Below are 16,018 nucleotides of genomic sequence, written 5' to 3'. Positions count from 1 at the left end.
ATGACAGTCCCACTCGCATTCACCGCGGCCGCACCTGCCGCGCCCGAGCTGCCCGACTGGGCACCGCTGGTCTTCGGCATCGGCAGCCTGCTCCTGCTCGTGCTGGTCATCGTGCTGGCCCGACGCAAGATGCAGGACTCGGCACGCTGGCAGGAGCAGTCCCAGCAGGGCACTGAGACGGACGGCCCCCGGAAGGCTCCCCGGAAAAACCCCCGGCAGGACCCTCGGCAGGATCCAGACCCACGACGGGACGACGGCGCGTGAGCAGCTCCGCGCCCACGCTCCAGCGCCAGACGCCGGATCGCTTCTGGACCGCTCCGCTGTCACTGACCGCGGCGGCGCTCTGTGCGGGCCTGCTGGCCCTGATCGTCACGGGCGTGCTCAGCGGCGTCAATGACCCCGGTGAACTCTCGGACCCCGGTGCGCTGACCCGGTGGGGGCTGCCTATCGCCCGGTTCGTCCACCACCTCGCCATGGCCACCGCGATCGCCGCGGTCATCCTGGCCGCCGTCGCGGTGCCGCCCCAGGCCGGTCCGCGGCGCCGCAAGAAGCTGCAGGACGACCAGTCTCCCGCCGCGGAACATCCGCTCTTCACCCGGACCCTGCAGATCGCCGGACTGGCCGGCGTGGTCTGGACGGTGGCGGCCGTGGCCGTGCTGGTGCTGAGCTTCTCCTCGCTCTCCGGACTCGAGCTCTCCGCCTCGGACTCCTTCGCCGCCGGATTCTTCGGCTACGTGCAGTCCATCGCCACCGGACAGGCCTGGGCCGCGGTGGTGCTGATCGCCGCCGTCTTCACCACCCTGGTCACCGCCGTGCGCGCACCGGGCGGGCTGTTCTTCATCGCGGTGCTCGGACTCACCTCGATCCTGCCGATGGCGTTGGTCGGGCACTCCGCCTCCGGCGATGACCACTACGCGGCGGTCAACTCGCTGGGACTGCACCTGCTCGGCGTCGTGATCTGGGTCGGTGGTCTGGTGGTCTTGGCGCTGCTCGGCCCGGCGCTGAGCCCCGACGCCGCGGACCCGCAGCGACCCGGCGCCGGAGGCGACTCCGAGGCGCAGCGCAGGGGTCCGAAGCAGGCGCCCGGCATGACCGAGACGCTGCTCCGGCGCTACTCGGCCCTGGCCGGGCTGGCGCTGCTCACCGTGGCTGCCTCCGGGGTCATCAACGCGAGCCTGCGCATCGAGATGCTGGGGCAGCTCACCTCCACCAGCTATGGCCTGATGATCTCCGCGAAGCTGCTGGCCACCCTGGCCCTTGCGGCCATCGGGTGGATGCACCGGTCCTGGATCATTCCCCGGTTGAGCAGCGGCGCGCGTCCTGCGGGGCTGCTCTTCCAGCTGATCCTGGTGGAGGTCGCGATCATGGCTGCGGTCATCGGGGTCAGCGCGATCCTGGGCCGCACCGCCCCGCCGGTGCCCCAGGACCTTCCCCCGGACGCCACCCCGGCCCGGCTGCTCACCGGCTATGACCTGCCGCCTGAGCCCAGCGGGACTCTCTGGCTGACCCTCTGGCGCCCGGACTGGCTGTGGGTCGCGATCGTCGTCTTCCTGGCCGCCTGGTACGTGCTCGCGATGCTGCGGATGCGCCGGCGCGGGGACTCCTGGTCGCTGCTGCGCGCGGCCAGCTGGCTCTTCGGGCTGCTGGTTCTGCTCTGGGTCACCTCCGGCGGTCCAGCGGTCTACGGGATGGTGCTGTTCTCCGGACACATGATCCAGCACATGACCCTGACCATGGTCGCTCCGATCTTCATGGTGATGGGCTCCCCGGTGACGCTGGCGCTGCGCGCGCTGGATGTGCGCACCGACGGTACCCGCGGCCCGCGCGAATGGATCCTCTGGCTGGTGCACTCCCGCTTCTCTAAGATCGTCACCAACCCGATCGTCGCGGCGGTGAACTTCGCCGGCTCGCTGCTGATCTTCTACTACACCCCGATCTTCGGACTCGTGCTGGAGTTCCACGTGGGTCATGAGCTGATGATCTTCCACTTCCTGGCCACCGGATACATCTTTGCGCTGGTGCTGATCGGGCAGGATCCGCTGCCGGCCCGGCCCGCGCACCCGATGCGGCTGATCATCCTTCTGGCCACCATGGTGTTCCACGCCTTCCTGGCCGTGGCGATGACCAGCTCGGATCAGCTGATCCAGGCCGCCTGGTTCGGAAACATGGGCTATGACTGGGGATTCACCGCGCTGGAGGATCAGCGCAGCGGCGGCGAGCTGATGTGGGCGCTGGGCGAGATCCCGGCGATCCTGATGTCCTTCGTCGCCGGGGTCATCTGGTCCCGTGAGGACAAGCGAGAGACCAAGCGGCTGGACCGCGAGGCTGACCGCACCGGGGATGCGGAGCTCAACGACTACAACGACATGTTTGCTGAGATGGCGGAACGGGACGGACCACGATGACATCATCGAGGCTTCGGCTGCCCGTGACCGGCGCCGGGCTCATCGCGGTGCTTCTGCTGGGCGCCTGCGGGGCAGATCCGCAGGAGGCGGCGCCGGATGACGCCGACCACGCCGGGGTCGGCCAGGGTGAGAGCGACCCGGACGCCGAGGGCGAGGGAGCGGGCGACGGAACCGGCGACGGCGCGGGGGCCGCGGGTGCCGCGGATCTGAGTGCCCCGGACCGGCTGATCGGTGCCGCCGCGCAGGGGGCGCAGCGCGCCGCGAGCTTCGGCTTCGCCGAACAGGGATTCGTCTCTGACGAGGTCGCCGCATCCTATCGAGAGCTGCTCGAGGAGAACTCCCTGGCCGGGGAGGACCCGGAGGTGGAGGTGAGTCCCGAGTCCTGCGCGCAGCCGCTGGCGGCGGTCGACTTCTCCCCGCTGCTGCTCGGTGAGGAGAGCGTGCGCGCGGACTACTTCGCCGAGAGCTTCTCCGGGGTCGGATCCATCGAGCTGGCCACGCTGGACGGGGAGGCCGACCGGGAGCGGGTGGCCGAGCATCTGGAGAACGTCGCGGAGCTGCTCGAGTCTTGTCAGGACACCGAGTTCACCCTGGACGGGCTCGACTACGTGCTGCGCATCGAGGAGCCGGACCTGCAGGAGCAGGCAGAGGTCCCTGCCGAGCAGGCGGAGAACACCGTGGCGTACTCCTGGCAGCGCAGCGGCGATGATGGAACAACTCACGCCCAGATCCTGTTCACGCAGGTGGATGATGACATCATCATGGTCTCCTTCACCGGGGGTGAGGCGGCTGGCTCGGCGGAGTTCACCTCCATCGCCGAGGCCATCGCCGCGGAAGCCTCCGCCGCGCTGGAGACCGCAGAATAGCCAGGCACGACTCAAGGGAGATCCCGCATGACGCAGACCGAGACGATTCGCCGTGCCGAGCGGGTGCGCGCCTCCGAGCTCCTGGGGCGGGGCTGGCTGAACACCGGCGGCAAGGACGTCTCGCTGCAGGATCTGCGCGGGAAGATCGTCATTCTGGACTTCTGGACCTTCTGCTGCATCAACTGCCTGCATGTGCTCGACGAGCTGCGCCCGCTGGAGCAGCGCTTCAGCGACGTCCTGGTCACCGTGGGCGTGCATTCGCCGAAGTTCGAGCACGAAGCCGATCCCGACGCGCTCGCCGCCGCCGTCGAGCGCTACGAGATCGCCCACCCGGTCCTGGATGATCCGAACCTGGTGACCTGGCAGGCCTACTCGGCGCGCGCCTGGCCGACCCTGGTGGTCATCGACCCGGAGGGCTACATCGCCGCGAACCTCGCCGGCGAGGGCCACGTGGCCGGGCTGACCTCACTGGTCGAGGAGCTGGTCACCGAGCACGAGGCCAAAGGAACGCTGCACCGCGGCGACGGCCCGTATGTGCCGCCCGAGCCGGTCTCGCGCACCCTGCGCTTCCCGGGCAAGGCCATCCCGGTCGCCCGCGACCTGGGGGGATCCCAGGCCGCGCAAGGTCACTTCCTGGTCTCTGACACCGGTCATCACCGGATCGTGGAGCTCGACTCGGACCTGGCGACCGTGGTCCGGTCCTGGGGCGGGGGAGAGGACCTGCAGAAGGGTCATCACGACGGCGACCCGGACTCCGCCCGGTTCAACGAGCCGCAGGGACTGACCGTGCTTCCCGCGGAGCTGGCCCAGCAGGTCGGCTACGACATCGTGGTCGCCGATACGGTCAACCACCGGCTGCGCGGGATCAACGCCGAGACCGGAGAGGTCACCACTCTGGCCGGCAACGGCGTGCAGCGGCTGCTCGACGCCGAGCGCGCCCGGACCGGCGCCGTGGAGTCCGGCAGCCTGGGCACCGACCCGCGCCACGTCTCGCTGTCCTCGCCCTGGGACGTGCTGTGGTCCGAGACCCTGGGCCTGGTGGTCATCGCCATGGCCGGGACGCATCAGATCTTCACCTTCGACCCGGTCACCGGGGAGCTCTCGATCTTCGCCGGCACCGGGCTCGAGGGCCTGCTCGACGGCGACGCCGATCAGGCCTGGTTCGCCCAGACCTCCGGACTCACCGAGGACGCCGCCGGGGACCTCTGGATCGCCGACTCCGAGACCTCCTCGCTGCGTGTGCTGCGCACCGGCGCGAGCGCCGCAGCTGCCAAGGACGAGGCAGCGGCCCCGGCCGTGGAGACGCTCATCGGCGAGGGGCTCTTCGACTTCGGGTTCCGCGACGGCGCCCCCGAGCAGGCCCGGCTGCAGCACCCTCTCGGGGTGACCGCACTGCCGGACGGTTCGGTGCTGCTGGCCGACACCTATAACGGCGCAATCCGGCGCTACCGCGGCGAGCACCTGGCCGCGGACGGCACCACCGTGGCCGCCAGCGTCTCCACCGTGGCACGCGGACTCAAGGAGCCCTCCGACGTGCTGCTCGACGCCGACGGCACCAGCCTGCTGGTGGTGGAGACCAACGCCCACGAGCTGGTCCGCATCGCGGTGCCCCAGGAGTACCTCACCGTGGATGAGGGCGCCGCGCAGAGCCAGCGCCCGGCCACCGCGGTGGCACCGGGGGAGTTCTCGCTGTCCATCGGCTTCTCCGCTCCCACAGGTCAGAAGCTCGATGACCGTTGGGGTGACCCCACCCAGCTGAAGGTCTCCTCCTCCCCGGAGCATCTGCTGATCGAGGGCGCCGGGAACTCCGAGGGGCTGCGCCGCACGCTGCGGCTGAACCCGGAGGTCACCGAGGGCGTCCTGCACATCACGGCCCGGGCTGCGGCCTGCGATGGTGCACCCGGAGAAGAGATCCCGATGCATGCCGCCTGCCACCTCTATCAGCAGGACTGGGGCATCCCGGTCACGCTCGAGGCCGGCGCGCAGAGCGAGCTGACCCTGGACCTGCGCGGAGTTCGGTGATCTGGCAGCTCGGTGGTACCGGCGCTCCCACAGCGCCACCGGCGTTGATAGGCTCAGATCAGCACCATAGTTTCTGCGAGAGGGCGGATGAACCATGACCACGATGGTCGTTGTTGCGAGCAAACACGGGTCCACCGCGGAGATCGGCGAGCATATCGCCGCCACGCTGAAGAACCGGGGCGTCTCCGCCCACGTCAAGGACGTCTCCGAGGCCGGGCAGTGGCTCTTCGAGACAGACAACGTGGTCATGGGGCTGCCGGTCTACCGGGACAAGCTCTGGGGGCCCGCGAAGATGTTCCTCGACGCGCATCGCACCGAGCTCGGCGGCAAGCCGCTGTTCCTCTTTGCCTCCGGCGGCGGTCCCAGCCTCAAGCCCGAGCTGGCGGAGACGCTGCGCAGCTACCCGTACCGTGAGGTCACCTACTTCCGCGGTGCCATCGACGCCGAGAAGCTCAGCTTCTTCGAGAAGCTGCAGCTCAAGGTGGTCAAGGCGCCGGAGAACGCGGACTACCGTGACTGGCCCGGGATCGAGGACTGGTCCGGCTCGCTCATCGCCTATGGTCTGAGCTGATCCTGTTCCCACCTCCAGTCCCGCTTCACCGATGATCGAATTCGATCAGGTCACCAAGAGCTACACCCAGCGAGGTGCTCGCCCCGGCGGACCGGTCCACGCGCTGCACGAGGTCAGCCTCAGCGTCGGGGAGTCCGAGATCTTCGGCGTGGTCGGGGAGTCCGGGTCGGGCAAGTCCACGCTGCTGCGCATGGTCAACGCGCTGGAGCTGCCCAGCTCCGGGGCCATCACCGTGAACGGGGTCAACCTTGCCGCGCTGCGTCCGCGGGACCGACGTGCCCAGCGCCGGCGGATCGGGATGATCTTCCAGCAGTTCAACCTGTTGGCGAACAAGACCGTCCTCGCCAATGTGGCGCTGCCGCTGAACCTGCACCAAAGGCTCGGGGGGCTGGCAGAGCGAGGTCTCGGCTCACGTGAGCGCCCCGGTGCCGACGCCCCCTCGGCGGACCGGGCCCGGGAGATGCTGGACTTCGTGAACATGGGAGCCCAGGCGTCGAAGCATCCGGCCCAACTCAGCGGGGGAGAGAAGCAGCGCGTGGCGATCGCCCGCGCCCTGGTCAATGAGCCGGACATCCTGCTCTGTGACGAGCCCACCTCCTCGCTGGACAGCCAGCACACCGACGAGGTCATGGCGACCCTGCTGCGCGTGCGCGCCGAGATGGGCACCTCGATCCTGCTGGTCAGCCACGAGCTCGATGTCATCCGTGGCGCCTGCGACCGCTCCGCGATCCTGGAGTCCGGCCGGCTCACCGGCATCGCCGAGATCGCGCGCCTGCAGGCCCGCGAGTCCTTCGAGAGCTACTCGGAGCGCGCCCGGAAGTACCTCGAAGGGGACCAGGAGTGAATGAGCTGGCCCAGCGCCTCGGGGAGTACCGGGGCGAGATCGTCACCTCGATCGTGGAGACCGGCGCGATGCTGGGCTGGGCGCTGCTCGCCGCGGTGCTGATCGGGCTCCCTATGGGCACCGGGATGTACCTGGCCCGCCGCGGCGGACCGAAGGAGCGCGGCTGGCTCTACAGCGGGCTCAACGGCTTCGTCAACGTGGTCCGTTCGGTGCCGTTCCTGCTCTTCGTGGTGGCGCTGATCCCGTTCACCCGATGGGCGGTGGGCACCTCCTTCGGGACCACCGCCGCCGCGGTCCCGCTCTCCTTCGTCGCCGTGGCGCTCTACGCCCGCTGGGTGGAGCAGACCCTGGTGGACATCCCACGCGACACCGTGGAGCTCGCCGATTCCCTGGGCGCCAACACGTTCCAGCTGGTCACCCGCTTCCTCTACCCCGAGGCGCGCTCCGGGCTGGTGCTCTCGATGACCACGGTGACGATCTCGATGATCTCCTACTCGACCATCATGGGCGTCGTGGGCGGCGGCGGGGTCGGTGACTTCGCGATCCGCTACGGCTACCAGCGCTATGAATACGACATCATGTACGTGACCATCGCGGTGATCGTGGTGCTGGTGATGCTGATCCAGACCTTCGGGACCCGACTCTCCATGGCGCTGGACCACCGGTCACGCTGAGGGAGCACGCTGACACATCTCGCTCAGAGACCACGCTGAGAGATCACGATCGACTCAGGCGCCGGGGGCGCAGGACCGGAGGACCCGGCACAACCTGCGCCCCGGCGTCGTTGAAACCACCGGGCCCGGCATGGGTCCGACCACCCGAACGAGGAGCATCTTGACTTCCGAACTGCAGAACCGTCCAGTCCGCGCGCTCAGCGGGGCCGCCGTCGTCCTTGCGCTCTTCGCCACCGCCGGCTGTGCCTCCGGGGAGAGCGGCGCCGAGGGCGAGGACACGCTGATCCAGGTCGCCTCGCACACCACGCCGATGACCGATGTGGTCGAGGCCGCCGCGGAGGTCGCGGAGCAGGACGGCTACACCATCGAGCTCGTGGAGGTCAGCGACAACGTCCAGTACAACCGGCTGCTCGCCGACGGTGAGGTCGACGCAAACTTCGCCCAGCACCAGCCCTATATGCAGGCCTATAACGCGGAGCACGACGCCGAGCTCGCGGTCGTCGCGCCGATCTACAACGCCCGGGTCGGCTTCTACTCCCGGGACTACGACTCGATGGAGGAGATCCCCGACGGCGCCCAGATCGCGCTGCCCAACGACGAGTCCAATGAGGGCCGCGCGCTGGCGATCCTGGCCGATCAGGGACTGATCACCCTCGCGGAGGGGGTCGGCTTCGAAGGCACCCTCGCCGACGTCGAGGAGAACCCGAAGGACCTCGAGTGGGTCCAGGTGGACCTGCTGAACCTGACCTCGGCCTATGAGGAGGACGGCATCGCTGCGGTCTTCAACTACCCGACATACATCGCCAGCCTCGGACTGACCCCGGAGGACGCCATCGCGGTGGAGGAGAACATCGACGAGCGCTTCGCGATCTCGCTGGTGGCCCGCGAGGGTGATCTGGAGTCCGAGAAGATCGAGGCCCTGGAGCGCGCCATGACCAGCGACGAGGTCCGGGACTTCCTCGTCGATGAGCATGACGAGACGCTGATCCCGGCCTTCTGAGGCTGCGCCGGGCGACGTATGGCGTAACAGAGCCCGTGGGGCCGTGCCGGGCGAATGATACCGTTTTGTGCCTGTTCATGACTTGACCATTACGCGCCGGCCTTGGCCGACGCTTCACCCTAGGGGCATCACCTATGACCACCCGCCTGCTCTCCACCCTCGCCCTCTCTGCCGCTGCGGCCCTGACGCTGGCCTCCTGCGGCGGAGGCGAGGAGGCGCAGCAGGAGGGCGCGCCCGCGGAGGAGTCGGCCTCGGGGCTGACCCTGGAAGAGGTGCAGGAATCTGGCACGCTCACCGTGGGCACCGAGGGCACCTATCGTCCGTTCAGCTTCCACGAGGGCGGCGCCGGCGAGCTGACCGGCTACGACGTCGAGATCGTCACCGCGGTGGCCGAGGAGCTCGGGGTGGAGGCGGAGTTCGAGGAGACCCAGTGGGACGCGATGTTCGCCGGCCTGGAATCGGCGCGCTTCGACGTGATCGCCAACCAGGTCTCGATCACCGAGGACCGCGAGGAGAGCTACCTGTTCTCCGCGCCCTACACCGTGTCCAACGGCGTGATCGTGACCCTGGCAGAGAACGAGGAGATCACCAGCTTCGAGGACCTCGACGGCGCGACCACCGCGCAGTCGCTGACCTCGAACTGGAACGACCTCGCCCAAGAGTCCGGTGCCGAGGTCGAGGCGGTCGAGGGCTGGGCCCAGTCGGTGACCCTGTTGGAGCAGGGCCGGGTGGATGCGACCATCAACGACAAGCTCACCTACCTGGACTACCAGGAGACCGAGGGCAACGAGAACATCAAGATCGCCGCCGAGACCGAGGATCAGTCACAGGCGGCCCTGACCTTCCGGCAGGGCAGCGAATCCCTGGTCGAGGCCGTGGACGAGGCGCTGGCCGCCCTGGCCGAGGACGGCACCCTCACCGAGATCTCCGAGAAGTACTTCGGCGCCGACGTCACCGGATGATCAGCGCCGCAACGGCCCTTGAGGCGATGAACCCTGACGCGACCCTGTCTGACCCGGTGGGACAGGGAGCGGGGCGGTCCTGATGGAACTGCCCGACATCGACTGGCAGCTGGCCATCGACTCGTTCTGGCCGCTGCTGCGCGGGGGCCTGACCGGGACCATCCCGCTGACCCTGGCCAGCTTCACGGTCGGACTGGCGCTGGCCCTGATGCTCGCACTGATGCGGATCAGCGGCAACCGGCTGCTCGCAGGAGTCGCGCGGGCCTATATCTCGGTGATCCGCGGCACCCCGCTGCTGGTGCAGCTGTTCGTGATCTTCTTCGGCCTGCCCTCCATCGGAGTCACCATCGACCCCTGGCCCAGCGCGGTGATCGCGTTCTCGATGAACGTCGGCGGATACGCCGCTGAGGTCATTCGTGCTGCGATCCTCTCGGTGCCCAAGGGCCAGTGGGAGGCCGGATACACCATCGGGATGTCCCGCGGCCAGACCCTGCGGCGGCTGATCCTGCCGCAGGCGGCCCGGGTCTCGGTGCCCCCGCTGTCGAACACCTTCATCTCCCTGGTCAAGGACACCTCGTTGGCCTCGCTGATCCTGGTCACCGAAATGTTCCGAGTGGCCCAGGAGGTGGCCGCATTCAGCCGGGAGTTCATGCTGCTCTACGTGGAGGCCGCCGTGATCTACTGGGTGTTCTGCCTGGTGCTCTCCACCGTGCAGGACCGCCTGGAGCGCAGATTGGACCGCTATGTCGCCCGTTGATCCCGCACCAGCCGCCACCCTCACCGATCCGCTGCTGCGCGTCTCCGGGTTGAAGAAGTCCTTCGGTGACAACGAGGTGCTGCGCTCCATCGATCTCAGCGTCCAGGCCGGTCAGGTGCTCGCACTCGTCGGGCCCTCAGGCTCCGGCAAGACCACGGTGCTGCGCTGCCTCAACGGCCTGGAACAGCCCGACGCCGGCACCGTGGAGTTCTCTGAAGGACCCGCTGTGAGCTTCACCGCGAAGACCACCCGACGAGAGAAGGAGTCGCTGCGGACCCGCTCGGCGATGGTCTTCCAGGGCTACAACCTCTTCCCGCACAAGACCGTGCTGCAGAACGTCACCGAGGGCCCGATCCAGGTCCAGAAGCGCCCCAAGGCCGAGGCGATCGCCGAGGCCGAACGACTGCTGGAGCGGGTCGGTCTCGCCGAGAAGCGCGACGACTACCCGCATCAGCTCTCCGGAGGTCAGCAGCAGCGCGTGGGGATCGTGCGCGCGCTGGCCCAGCAGCCCGCGCTGCTGCTCTTCGACGAGCCGACCTCGGCGCTGGACCCCGAGCTGGTCGGCGACGTGCTCACCGTGATCAAGGAGCTCGCCGAGGAGGGCTGGACCATGGTCCTGGTGACCCACGAGCTCGCCTTCGCCCGCGAGGTGGCCGATACCGTGGTCTTCATGGACGGCGGAGTGGTCGTGGAGCAGGGTCCGGCGCAGGACGTGCTGCGCGCGCCGAAGCAGGAGCGCACCCGGGCGTTCGTGCACCGGCTGCTCAACCCGTTCTGAGCGACGCGGCGGCCGACTGAAGCTGGCCAAGGTCGACTCTTGACCGGGCGCCCGGCCCGGCGGAGACTGGCCCCCATGAGGATCACCGCGCAGACCGTCGTCTTCGACGCCGCCGACCTGGAGGCCGAGAGCAGCTTCTGGGCCAGGATGCTGGGCGGCCAGGTGCGTGCCGAAACGGACTGGCACACCGTCGTCGTCGCCGGAGCCGCTCCGGTGGCGGTGCAGAGCGCGCCGGATCACCAGCCCCCGCAGTGGCCCCAGGGGCTGCCCCAGCAGATCCACCTTGACCTCGACGTCGAGGATATCACGTCCGCGCACACCGAGGTCATCGGGCTGGGCGCGGAGGTGCTGCAGATGGCCACCGGAGACCAGCGGTTCAACGTCTACGCCGATCCTGCGGGGCACCCGTTCTGTCTCTGTTGGCACTGACCGACTCTGCTGGCACTGACCGTCTCGGTTCGCACTGACTGTCTCTGCCGGCACTGACCCGGGTCGTGCCGGCCATATTCGATGACGGCCTCTGTTCGGCTTCGCCGCGCTGTGGCAGGCTGATCCCATGAGCCTCATCGAGAACTCCACCCTGGCCATCGTGGGTGCCGGCAGCGTCGGCACCGCCACCGCCTATGCGGCCATGATCCGCGGCTCCGCCCGGCATGTGCGGCTCTATGACATCGACGCCGCCCGGGTCGAGGCCGAGGTCCTCGACCTCGCCCACGGCAGCCAGTTCACCGGTTCATCGGACATCGACGGCGGCGCGGACCTGAGGCATGTGGAGGGCGCCGACGTCGTGGTGATCACCGCCGGTGCCAAGCAGCACCCCGGGCAGACCCGACTGGACCTGGCCGGCACCAATGTGGAGATCCTGCGCAGCATGCTCCCGAAGCTGCTCGAGCGGGCCCCGGATGCGGTCTACCTTTTGGTCACCAATCCCTGCGATGTGCTCACCGTGGCCGCACAGCAGATCACCGGGCTGCCCAGCAGCCGGGTGTTCTCCTCCGGGACCGTGCTGGACACCGCACGGCTGCGCTGGAAGCTGGCCCAGCGCGCCGGTGTCGCGCAGTCCAGCGTGCACGCCCACATCGTGGGGGAGCACGGGGACACCGAGTTCCCGCTCTGGTCCGCCGCCAGCATCGGGGTGACCCCGCTGCTGGACTGGGAGCGCGACGGGCAGCGGGTGTTCGACGCCGCGGAGCTCGAGACCCTCTCCGATGAGGTACGCAACGCCGCCTACCAGGTCATTGCGGGCAAGGGCGCGACCAATTACGCGATCGGGCTCTCCGCGGCGCGGATCGTGGAGGCGGTGCTGGGCGACGAGCACGCGATCCTGCCGGTCAGCAGCGTGCTCGAGGGTTTCCTCGACATCAGCGGGGTGGCGCTGTCTATCCCCAGCGTGGTCTCCGCCAGCGGGGTGCGCCCGGTGACGACCACCCCGTTCTCCGCGGAGGAGACCGAGGCGCTGCGTGACTCCGCTCGGGCGCTGGCGAAGGTGCAGGCCTCGCTGAGGATCTGAGCCGAGGCGGGACATGGCAAAGTCGAACAGACCGCCCCCGGCGGATGCCTGGGGCGGTCTGTTCGTCCCTGCTCGGGCCAGTCCTGACTGTGCTGCCGCGGCGGCTCCGGAGCTACTTCTCCTGCCGGATCGCCTCGGTGGCCTCGCCCAGCGTGGCGAAGCGTGACGGGATCACCGCGCTCCAGGCCTCTCGCAGCTCGTCCAGGCCCAGCGTGAAGCTGCCGCCCTGATACGGTCCGGCCACCTCGAGGTCCCCTGAGCTGGCATCCACCACGCCGATGCGCAGCGCGGGGAAGCCCCGTGCCGAGGTCATATCGGTGAAGCGCAGCTCTTCTGAGCGCGGCAGCGCGACCAGGGCGCGGGCCTGGGACTCACTGAAGAGCGCGGTGAAGGGATCTACGCCGTCGCGCTCGCAGATCCCGTCCACCGCCACCCGCGCGCCGACGCCGAAGCGAAGGGCCATCTCGGCCAGTCCGGCGGCGAGCCCGCCCTCGGAGAGGTCGTGGGCGGCGTCGATCATGCCGTCGCGGGAGGCGTTGATCAGGATCTCACCGAGCATCTTCTCAGCCTTCAGGTCCACCTTCGGCGGTAGCCCGCCCAGGTGGTCGCGGCCACGGGCGAACTCGGAGCCGTCGAGCTCGTCCCCGGTGGTGCCCAGCAGGTAGATCGCCTGGCCGTCGGCCCAGCGCTCGAAGCCCGAGGGGGTGCGCCGGGCGACGTCGTCGAACTTGCCGAGCACGCCCACCACCGGGGTGGGGTGGATGGCCCGGCCCGCGGTCTGGTTGTACAGCGAGACGTTGCCTCCGGTGACCGGGACGCCGAGCTCCTGGCAGCCGTCGGCGAGACCGCGCACGGCCTCGGCGAACTGCCACATGACCTCCGGATCCTCGGGGGAGCCGAAGTTCAGGCAGTCCGAGACCGCCATCGGGATCGCGCCCGAGGTGGCCACGTTCCGGTAGGACTCGGCCAGCGCCAGCTGCGCCCCGGCGTAGGGATCCAGGTAGGCATACCGGGCGTTGGCGTCGGTGGAGAGCCCGACGCCGAGCCCGGTCTCCTCGTCCACCCGGATCACGCCGGAGTCATCGGGCTGCGAGAGCGCGGTGTTGCCGCCGACGAAGCGATCGAACTGGTCGGTGATCCAGGAGACGTCCGCCATGTTCGGGCTGGTCATCAGGTCCACGACCGCGCCGCCGAGCTCCTGCGCGGTCCCGGGAAGGTTCGCCCCGGCCGCCGAGGAGCGGAAGGTGTCGGCCTGCAGCGCATCCTGCCACTCGGGGCGGTGGTAGGGCCGCTCATAGACCGGGCCGTCGTGGGCCACGGTGCGCGGGTCCACGTCGACGATGGTCTCGCCGTCCCATTCGATGATCAGCCGGCCGGTGTCGGTGACCTCGCCCAGCCAGGAGTACTCGACCTCCCATTTGGCCATGACGCGCTCGAACTCCGCGGCGTTGGCCGGGGTGACCACGGCCATCATGCGTTCTTGGGACTCCGACATCAGGATCTCGCCCGGGGTCAGCGTGGGGTCGCGCAGCAGCACCTTCGTGAGCTCCACGTGCATCCCGCCCTCGCCGTTGGAGGCCAGCTCGGAGGTGGCGCAGGAGATCCCTGCGGCGCCCAGGTCCTGGATGCCCTCGACCAGCTCGGCGTGGAAGAGCTCGAGGCAGCACTCGATGAGCACCTTCTCGGCGAAGGGGTCCCCGACTTGCACGGCGGGGCGCTTGGAGGGCTTGGAGTCGTCGAAGGACTCCGAGGCGAGCACCGAGGCGCCGCCGATCCCGTCGCCACCGGTGCGCGCACCGAAGAGCACCACCTTGTTGCCCACGCCGGAGGCGTTGGCCAGGCGGATGTCCTCGTGGCGCATCACGCCCACGGCCAGCGCGTTGACCAGCGGGTTGTCCTGGTAGACGGAGTCGAAGACGACCTCGCCGCCGATGTTGGGCAGGCCCAGGGAGTTGCCGTAGCCGCCGATGCCTGAGACCACGCCGGGCAGCACCCGCTTGGTATCCGGGTGGTCGATGTCGCCGAAGCGCAGCGGGTCCATCACCGCGACCGGGCGGGCGCCCATGGAGATGATGTCGCGCACGATCCCGCCGACGCCGGTGGCGGCGCCCTGGTAGGGCTCCACGAAGCTGGGGTGGTTGTGCGACTCGATCTTGAAGGTGACGGCCCAGCCGTCGCCGAGGTTCGTCACGCCGGCGTTCTCGCCGATGCCGACCATCAGGTCCTTCTTCATCTCCTCGGTGACCTTCTCGCCGAACTGACGCAGGTGGACCTTGGAGGACTTGTACGAGCAGTGCTCGGACCACATCACCGAATACATGGCCAGCTCGGCCGCCGTCGGTCGCCGACCCAGGATCTTCACGATCCGGTCATATTCGTCGGACTTCAGGCCGAGCGCCGCCCAGGGCAGATCGGTGTCCGGGGTGGTGGAGGCGTGCTCCACGGTGTCGATGTTGAATTCTTTTTCAGTCACGGTCGGCTCGCTCACTGGGCACCTCCGGCAAGAGATGCGATCACGGAGGTGAAGATGGTCAGTCCGTCGGTGCCGCTGCGCATCCCGGTGGCGTCATCGGGACCGTAGCCGGCTTCCACGGCGTGCTCGGGGTGCGGCATGAGGCCCACCACGTTGTGCGTCTCGTTGGTCACGCCGGCGATGCCGTTGCGTGAGCCGTTCGGGTTCTCTCCCACATAGCGGAAGACCACGCGGCCCTCGGCCTCGAGCGCCTCAAGGGTGGCCGGATCGGCGAGGTACTGGCCGTCCTGGTTCTTCAGCGGGACGGCGATGAGCTCGTCCTCGGTGAACTGCGAGGTCCACGGGGTGGAGGTGTTCTCCACGCGCAGCACCTGGTCACGGCAGAGGAACTTCAGGTGATCGTTCTTCACCATGGAGCCGGGCAGCAGGTGGGATTCGGTGAGCATCTGGAAGCCGTTGCAGATCCCCAGCACCGGAAGCCGGGTGCCCGAGGCGGCGGTGGCGGCGGCGATGATCTTGTTCATCATCGGCGCGAAGCGGGCGATGGCGCCGGCGCGCAGGTAGTCCCCATAGGAGAAGCCGCCGGGAAGCACGATGGCGTCCACGTTCTGCAGCGACTCATCGGCGTGCCAGAGCGGAACGGCAGTCCCGCCGCCGAGGCGGACTGCGCGGGCGGCATCGCGATCATCGAGGGTGCCGGGGAAGGTGACGACGCCGATGCGTGCCCCACCCAGCGGGTTCGCGGCCGGGGCGGCGTGGAAGTCCCCGATCAGAGGAGTCTCCGTGCTCATGCAGCGTCCTCATCATCGACGCGCACGCTGATCACGTCTTCGATCACCGGGTTCGAGAGCATCTCGGCCGCAGCGGTGCGGGCGCTGGCCAGGATCTGCTCGGTGATTTCACCGTCGACAGTGAGCTCGAAGCGCCTGCCCTGGCGGACGCTGGAGAAGTCGGTGAATCCCAGGTGCGGCAGCGCGGAGGCGATGGCCTTGCCCTGCGGATCAAGAATCTCTGGCTTGGGCATGACCTCGACGATGATGCGCGGCATAGGTTCTCCTGTGCGATGGTGCGGGTGGATGAGCCCGCGGGACCGCTTTCAGGTGCCGTCTCACGCGCCGCGCCGGTCCGGATCAGCATGGCTGGGGACGACGGCGGC

The 16,018-nt window shown here is 68.9% G+C and carries 16 protein-coding genes; 13 read left to right on the top strand and 3 right to left on the bottom strand.

Going from position 1 to position 16,018, the window contains the following annotated elements; translation table 11 throughout:
• From EV640_RS01200 to EV640_RS01140, 13 genes are all read left to right on the top strand, one after another.
• Positions 1–264, top strand: a complete 264-nt coding sequence (locus EV640_RS01200; RefSeq protein WP_036474462.1) for a hypothetical protein — start codon at positions 1–3, stop codon at positions 262–264.
• Positions 261–2,405, top strand: a complete 2,145-nt coding sequence (locus tag EV640_RS01195) for a bifunctional copper resistance protein CopD/cytochrome c oxidase assembly protein (RefSeq protein ID WP_133725540.1) — start codon at positions 261–263, stop codon at positions 2,403–2,405. Before EV640_RS01200 ends, EV640_RS01195 begins: the two co-directional genes overlap by 4 nt.
• Positions 2,402–3,271, top strand: coding sequence for a hypothetical protein (locus tag EV640_RS01190; protein WP_133725539.1), 870 nt, complete (start codon positions 2,402–2,404; stop codon positions 3,269–3,271). Before EV640_RS01195 ends, EV640_RS01190 begins: the two co-directional genes overlap by 4 nt.
• Positions 3,272–3,298: 27 nt before the next feature.
• Complete coding sequence (locus tag EV640_RS01185; RefSeq protein WP_133725538.1) at positions 3,299–5,293, top strand: NHL domain-containing thioredoxin family protein; 1,995 nt, start codon at positions 3,299–3,301, stop codon at positions 5,291–5,293.
• Between the two features lie 94 nt (positions 5,294–5,387).
• The gene (locus EV640_RS01180) at positions 5,388–5,864 is read left to right on the top strand and encodes a flavodoxin domain-containing protein (protein WP_133725537.1); all 477 of its coding nucleotides are present in this window, start codon (positions 5,388–5,390) and stop codon (positions 5,862–5,864) included.
• A gap of 31 nt (positions 5,865–5,895) precedes the next feature.
• The gene (locus EV640_RS01175) at positions 5,896–6,708 is read left to right on the top strand and encodes a methionine ABC transporter ATP-binding protein (protein WP_133725536.1); all 813 of its coding nucleotides are present in this window, start codon (positions 5,896–5,898) and stop codon (positions 6,706–6,708) included.
• Positions 6,705–7,382, top strand: coding sequence for a methionine ABC transporter permease (locus EV640_RS01170; RefSeq protein WP_036474458.1), 678 nt, complete (start codon positions 6,705–6,707; stop codon positions 7,380–7,382). The genes EV640_RS01175 and EV640_RS01170 overlap by 4 nt, the downstream gene beginning before the upstream one ends.
• Positions 7,383–7,542: 160 nt before the next feature.
• Positions 7,543–8,382 carry a MetQ/NlpA family ABC transporter substrate-binding protein gene (locus tag EV640_RS01165; protein WP_243832179.1) on the top strand — a complete coding sequence of 280 codons (840 nt, stop codon included), beginning with the start codon at positions 7,543–7,545 and terminating at the stop codon, positions 8,380–8,382.
• Between the two features lie 134 nt (positions 8,383–8,516).
• The gene (locus EV640_RS01160) at positions 8,517–9,344 is read left to right on the top strand and encodes an amino acid ABC transporter substrate-binding protein (RefSeq protein ID WP_133725534.1); all 828 of its coding nucleotides are present in this window, start codon (positions 8,517–8,519) and stop codon (positions 9,342–9,344) included.
• 82 nt (positions 9,345–9,426) lie between these two features.
• A complete protein-coding gene (locus EV640_RS01155) occupies positions 9,427–10,101 on the top strand; it encodes an amino acid ABC transporter permease (protein ID WP_200869290.1) in 675 nt (224 codons plus the stop codon).
• Positions 10,088–10,879, top strand: a complete 792-nt coding sequence (locus tag EV640_RS01150; RefSeq protein WP_036474456.1) for an amino acid ABC transporter ATP-binding protein — start codon at positions 10,088–10,090, stop codon at positions 10,877–10,879. Before EV640_RS01155 ends, EV640_RS01150 begins: the two co-directional genes overlap by 14 nt.
• 75 nt (positions 10,880–10,954) lie before the next feature.
• A complete protein-coding gene (locus tag EV640_RS01145; RefSeq protein WP_133725533.1) occupies positions 10,955–11,308 on the top strand; it encodes a VOC family protein in 354 nt (117 codons plus the stop codon).
• 127 nt (positions 11,309–11,435) lie between these two features.
• Positions 11,436–12,389 carry an L-lactate dehydrogenase gene (locus EV640_RS01140; RefSeq protein ID WP_133725532.1) on the top strand — a complete coding sequence of 318 codons (954 nt, stop codon included), beginning with the start codon at positions 11,436–11,438 and terminating at the stop codon, positions 12,387–12,389.
• 112 nt (positions 12,390–12,501) lie between these two features.
• Here EV640_RS01140 and purL read toward each other — a convergent pair whose 3' ends face one another.
• Genes purL through purS form a run of 3 tightly spaced genes read right to left on the bottom strand, consistent with a single transcriptional unit; the run spans position 12,502 to position 15,910 of the window.
• Positions 12,502–14,862, bottom strand: a complete 2,361-nt coding sequence (purL, locus tag EV640_RS01135; protein WP_133725531.1) for a phosphoribosylformylglycinamidine synthase subunit PurL — start codon at positions 14,860–14,862, stop codon at positions 12,502–12,504.
• An 11-nt stretch (positions 14,863–14,873) separates the two neighbouring features.
• Positions 14,874–15,653, bottom strand: a complete 780-nt coding sequence (gene purQ / locus EV640_RS01130) for a phosphoribosylformylglycinamidine synthase subunit PurQ (RefSeq protein WP_133725530.1) — start codon at positions 15,651–15,653, stop codon at positions 14,874–14,876.
• Positions 15,650–15,910 (bottom strand): phosphoribosylformylglycinamidine synthase subunit PurS, encoded by a 261-nt coding sequence (gene purS / locus EV640_RS01125; protein ID WP_133725529.1) that lies wholly within the window; start codon positions 15,908–15,910, stop codon positions 15,650–15,652. Before purS ends, purQ begins: the two co-directional genes overlap by 4 nt.
• Between the last annotated feature and the right edge of the window lie 108 nt (positions 15,911–16,018).

This window comes from Nesterenkonia aurantiaca (genome assembly GCF_004364585.1).
In the GTDB taxonomy this organism is placed as follows: Bacteria; Actinomycetota; Actinomycetes; order Actinomycetales; family Micrococcaceae; genus Nesterenkonia; species Nesterenkonia aurantiaca.
This window is presented reverse-complemented; position numbering and strand designations above follow the sequence as displayed.